The organism is Rhodococcus sp. Leaf278 (assembly GCF_001426085.1).
Taxonomy (GTDB): Bacteria; Actinomycetota; Actinomycetes; order Mycobacteriales; family Mycobacteriaceae; genus Rhodococcoides.
On the sequence record NZ_LMRR01000032.1, the window covers coordinates 1 to 5,050 of the forward strand.

The window sequence follows — 5,050 nt, forward strand, 5'->3', positions numbered from 1 at the left end:
GCGTCGGCCTCGGCCGACTCACGAGCGGTGTCTCCGGATGGATGGTGGGCGGGTGACCCAGACGAGTGACCCTCCCCCAGACCCCTACCCAAAACCTCACCCTGCCCTGACCCTGCCTGGCGCACGTGCGCCCGCACATGCCCGAGGACAGTGTCTGAAATTTGATTCGCGGGTTGATCCGGTTTGATCGGGGTTTGTTCCGGATCGGGGGCTGTCTCAGCCGTTTTGATCGCGGTTTGATCCGAATTCTCGGGTACGTCGCTCACGCGGCCTGTGGTGGCCGGCGCATCGCCGCTGTCGTGCGCTGTCCCATCGACGGGTTGCCCCGGTGAGCCTGGCTCGGCAGCGGARGGTRCGTCGGCCACCTGCGGCCGTGTGGAGCGGTCCTGAGCGGCACTGCGCGTCCCTGCGTCGTCGCGTCCGGCGAGTACCGCTTCGTCTGCGTCGCGTCCGGCGAGTACGCCTTCGCGGGAGCTACCCGTCGAAGACAACCCGACATCGAAACGCGGAGACGAAACCAACCCGTCATCGGAACGCGGCGGCGAGACCACGACCTGTGTGTGCTGCTGCTCGGCGACAGTGCGGGGAGCTGGACGTAACTCCATCCCCGCAGCCTTCGGTGTTCGGTTACCCTTGCTCGAATTGCAGGGCTGGCACGCGATCACGATATTGCGTGCACCGTTCGTCACCGAAGGGTCGACGTGTTCGAGATTCGGTTTGACACCCGACTTGTTGTCCATGCGCTTGACCACGGTTCCGCAGTACCGGCATTGCGCCGCCATCTGCTTCGCCGGGACATTGGGATCGATGCAATCCCGCGCCCACTCCGCAGTACCGGCATTGCGCCGCCATCTGCTTCGCCGGGACATTGGGATCGATGCAATCCCGCGCCCACACAGCCGCAACAATTTTCGCGTCCTTCAGCTCTGCGGCCTTGCGCCGCTTGAGCCGGACCGCTGCGCCCGTGTCGTATCGCAAGTCGAACCAGTCATGGAACAGGAATGTCCCGTCCGCGACCGGCGGGCACCGAGGGCACTCGTGCCCCGGTGCGTGCCACAAACCGACCTCGACCAACATCGTGGCGGCGTCGAGGCTCATTCGAGTGTCGAGAAGAATCCTCGCGACGTCGGCACGTTTGACCACTCCATCGCTACCCGCTGCCTGCGAGGTGGTTCCCGAGATCGACCACACGGTGAACGCTGCACAGCCAGACATGTCGCCGTCGAGTGTGGGATCCAACAACGCCTTGATCTTGCGGTTATTGGATAACTCGTCGACCAGCTGGAAGAACGGCAACGGACATCCTTTGTCGGAGAACGGGTAACAACGGGGGGCGACACGATTAATGGTTAAGGGGCGGTGCCCTCGCGAACGCACGCACTGGTTTCTCCTTCGTCAGGACGGGTGATCGGGGCAGAGATCGCGGTTGTTGCTCTTGATCCACGAGTGACGTCGGGCGAGGTCGAACGCCTCACGGGCGGAGTCGACGTAGAAGTTGGCGACCTTCCCGCACGAATCGCAGGTGATCTTCCAACCCTTCATCCCACTGTCGTGGATGGTCCGGATCATGGCCGGCCTCGACGCTCGAGATACACCNGGCGACCTTCCCGCACGAATCGCAGGTGATCTTCCAACCCTTCATCCCACTGTCGTGGATGGTCCGGATCATGGCCGGCCTCGACGCTCGAGATACACCTCGCCGAACGCCACTGCCGCCGACGTCACACGGAACGCGACGAAGAACACCGCCGACGTCGCGAGACCCAACGCCACCGCGACCGAACCGATCTCGGAGCGGCTCACTGCGGCTGCTCCGACTCGGCCTCGTCATTCGCGAACGGATTGCTCAGGCGGTCGTACCAACGCTGCACCCACCGGGCGTCACCGATGGCCGTGTGCCGCTCATCGCCCTCGGGTGGCGTGATGCCACAGAGCTTCGACAGCTTGTCCGACTTCAACGGTGGCGTCAGATCCTCGACGAGTTCGGGCGCGAGCAAGTCCCCTAGCAGCTTGAGGTTGAGGACGCTCAGGAATCCGAGGGCCTGCGACACGACATCGATCGGGTGGTAATGCCATGCCGGACAGAGCTTGTGGCGGCGAAGCATCGCGGCCAGCACTTCGACATCGAAGCCGGGATTGTTGCCGATGATCGTCGCGCCACGAGTCATTCGCTCGACCAACGTCGCTGCCTTCGCCTCCGTCGCCAACCACACGTCCGGAGCCAACTCGAGCGCCTCGTGGTCCGGGTGCAGCGTCATCGGAGAATCGGTACGGAACGACGGATGATTGCTGTAGAAGTGGCCGACGTTGAGACCGATCAGCTCGGCCGATGACAGATCGACGTCGTCGACGTACACCTGCATCTCCGACGTGCGACCCGACGGCTCACGTCGAATCAACGCGATCTCCCACGGCCGCCGGTCGTGATGCAGTCCAGTGGTTTCCGTGTCCAAGAACACCAGTGCGTTCGTCACAGTTCGCCTCTCAGGATTCGGGCTTCGGGAGAATTGCTGGAATAGCTGCGAGCGCGGGTCGAATCCGGCTCACGCAGTACCGACCACGCCATCGCGTAGAGGGCGATACCGGCGGCCACAACAAAGACCATCCAGGGGTAGGTCTGTACGAGCGCGATCATCCGCGAATCGCTTTCTCGTCGAGCTTCGGGCCGCGTTCGCGGTTGTACAGGCGAACCAACACGACAGCGACCATCGTTGCGAGAGAACCCGACTCGAACTCACGCAGGCTCTGCGCTTGCGCACGGATCTGACGAGGCGTCATCTCGACCATGGCATCGGCTAGTCGGCCGGTCTTGAAGGTCGCTCCTGCTTCGACGTCGTCGAACGAGTCGAGCAGGATACCGACGCCGGCAACGACTGCGCCCTCGAGAGCATCGACAGACGGCGGCCAGGTGTCGGTGATCAGGAACAACGTGTTGACGACGAGGGACTGTCCACCCTTGCGGAGCAGCTTCTCCAGGCTGGTGATGCACCGCAGGTTCTTCGGGCCGGGCCGCGGGTTGATCTCCAAGCCGAGTTGAGTGACCGCGTCCTCGATGACAGTGACATCGGGATCGCCGGCGGCTTTACGGGCCCGCCACCGATCCCACGTCGAGATCGGTTTGGTCTTGCGGTCGATGTCGTCGAACAGTTGCGCTTCGCCCGCCACGTCGAGTCCGGTGTGGACGTTGACGACGAGGTGCGCATCGGGGTCGCGCAGTCCCGCTGCGGCCCAACGGTGTTGACCGTTGATGATCGCGAACCGCGGATTGGCCTGCTCGCCGCGATCCGAGACGTCGAGGACGCCAACCAGGCGCGGGTCCCACTCGGCTGCGATCTTGCGTACTCGCCTTACGTCGCACTCACGCTGGTAGGTGTCGTCGACGAACAGATCGGTGACGGCCACAGCCATCGGGAACGAGGTCGGTGTGGTCATGGTGGTCAGAGCCCCTGCTCGGCGTAGTAGTCGGACAACTTCATGGGCGTCCAGTAGCTGGCAAACTTCTCGCTCGGCTTCGGGCCTCGCTTGTCGAACGGATCGCCTGGGCACGCAGCTGTGACGACGCCGTTCGCGACGGTGATGTGAGCCGACGTGCAGGAGTAGCCGCCGTCACCGGTCGCGCCGACGGTGATCATGGTGGGCAGCCCGGTAAGCCGCTCGGCGATCGACGCCGGGCCTCTCACGTACGGCATCGACCGGCCGAGTGCCTTGCCTGCCTCGGTGCGGGTGTCCGCAATCCAGCACCCTGTGCGGCGGTTGAACTTCCAGCCCGGGTGCGGTGCCTCGGCCGCCTTGCGGCGGTACTTGGTGTCGTCACCCTCGACGTACTCGAATCCTGCGAACCATCGGTCCAAAGTGACGCCGTTGTAGCGGACCTGATACTCGCGGTCTGCGGAATCCATCGGGTAGGTGTCTGCCCAGTCGTCGCACTCGGCCTTGAAGTTCTCACGCCGCGTTTCGGCCTTGGTCAGNGACCTGATACTCGCGGTCTGCGGAATCCATCGGGTAGGTGTCTGCCCAGTCGTCGCACTCGGCCTTGAAGTTCTCACGCCGCGTTTCGGCCTTGGTCAGTGCCTCAACGAGATCCGTTGCGGTGCTTCGATAGACGTGCGTGACAGGCCACGTCATCGGACACCTGCGATCATCGAGGCGGCGCGCTCGGCATAGGTGACGGACTCGTTCTGCATCTTCTCGTGGAGATAGCAGGTGTGGCGGCCGTGCGCGGTGTAGCCGAGAGACCAGCGGTACGCCTCCCACCAGTCAGCACCTGAGCGTCGCCAGAACTGCAGCGCCCCTTTGAGTGCTTTGCGGCGCAGGTCTTCCATCCATGCGGGGACGTCGACCAATGACAGGCTGGTGATCAGCTGCGCGCGGGTAGCCGGCGCCGGTCAGGTAGTTGGTCAGCGCGTCGACCCACACGTACATGACATGCGCTGCAGCGCCCCTTTGAGTGCTTTGCGGCGCAGGTCTTCCATCCATGCGGGGACGTCGACCAATGACAGGCTGGTGATCAGCTGCGCGAGATCGCCGAGGGCGTTGCCTTCTGGGAGCTCCGAGATCGGGTCACCGGGTGCGGAGAACTGCAGCACCTGGAAACGGTCGGAGGGGATGTAGCGGCCGCCGAGGATGCCTTGCCCACCGCGGTTGACGCCGATGATCTGGCTCTTGTGACGCGAYGGGTCGGAGAGCAGGGCGACTGCGCGAATGATCAGGCCCCAATGCTGGCCGGCACCGATCTGCGCGGCGACATTACCGGCGACCTGCGCGCCGCCCGAGTAGCCGAGAAGGATTGCGCCCGGGTACTTCCTGATCAGTTCGAGCAGCGCCTGTTCGGCGTGGAGAACGTTGGCTGTGAAGCTGCGTCCGTCCCACCGCGGTACCGGCCCGAACGCGGCCGACCACACCAGTTCGATGATCAGGTACTTCTTCGGATCGAGCTTCATGGTGACACCGGACAGACTGTTGGTGCCGTACGGTTCGCCGATTCCTCGGCAGGTGATGATCACTTGCATGTCGCTGGTTACCTCCGGGGCTGCGGCGGTCATCGGATTGC

The 5,050-nt window shown here is 63.9% G+C and carries 8 protein-coding genes and 1 pseudogene; all 9 read right to left on the reverse strand.

Features of this window, described 5'->3' with window-relative positions:
* Positions 1–627 precede the first annotated feature (627 nt).
* Positions 628–1,377 carry a hypothetical protein gene (locus tag ASG84_RS18965; protein ID WP_156399614.1) on the reverse strand — a complete coding sequence of 250 codons (750 nt, stop codon included), beginning with the start codon at positions 1,375–1,377 and terminating at the stop codon, positions 628–630.
* Positions 1,378–1,395: 18 nt separating this feature from the next.
* On the reverse strand, positions 1,396–1,596 hold a 201-nt coding region (locus ASG84_RS27575; RefSeq protein ID WP_235581740.1), incomplete at its 5' end, for a hypothetical protein.
* Between the two features lie 69 nt (positions 1,597–1,665).
* Positions 1,666–1,803, reverse strand: a complete 138-nt coding sequence (locus tag ASG84_RS27580; RefSeq protein ID WP_156399616.1) for a hypothetical protein — start codon at positions 1,801–1,803, stop codon at positions 1,666–1,668.
* The gene (locus ASG84_RS18970) at positions 1,800–2,474 is read right to left on the reverse strand and encodes a 3'-5' exonuclease (RefSeq protein ID WP_057478583.1); all 675 of its coding nucleotides are present in this window, start codon (positions 2,472–2,474) and stop codon (positions 1,800–1,802) included. The genes ASG84_RS27580 and ASG84_RS18970 overlap by 4 nt, the downstream gene beginning before the upstream one ends.
* Positions 2,471–2,635 carry a hypothetical protein gene (locus ASG84_RS27585; protein ID WP_156399617.1) on the reverse strand — a complete coding sequence of 55 codons (165 nt, stop codon included), beginning with the start codon at positions 2,633–2,635 and terminating at the stop codon, positions 2,471–2,473. Before ASG84_RS27585 ends, ASG84_RS18970 begins: the two co-directional genes overlap by 4 nt.
* A complete protein-coding gene (locus ASG84_RS18975; RefSeq protein WP_057478584.1) occupies positions 2,632–3,432 on the reverse strand; it encodes a DUF6551 family protein in 801 nt (266 codons plus the stop codon). The genes ASG84_RS27585 and ASG84_RS18975 overlap by 4 nt, the downstream gene beginning before the upstream one ends.
* A 5-nt stretch (positions 3,433–3,437) precedes the next feature.
* Positions 3,438–3,968: hypothetical protein (locus ASG84_RS18980; protein WP_235581741.1), on the reverse strand; the 531-nt coding region annotated here is incomplete at its 5' end.
* Between the two features lie 153 nt (positions 3,969–4,121).
* Positions 4,122–4,343, reverse strand: a complete 222-nt coding sequence (locus tag ASG84_RS27835) for a hypothetical protein (protein WP_162248362.1) — start codon at positions 4,341–4,343, stop codon at positions 4,122–4,124.
* A 25-nt stretch (positions 4,344–4,368) separates the two neighbouring features.
* Positions 4,369–4,470, reverse strand: a pseudogene (locus ASG84_RS28810) (class I tRNA ligase family protein); the annotation flags it as partial.
* Between the last annotated feature and the right edge of the window lie 580 nt (positions 4,471–5,050).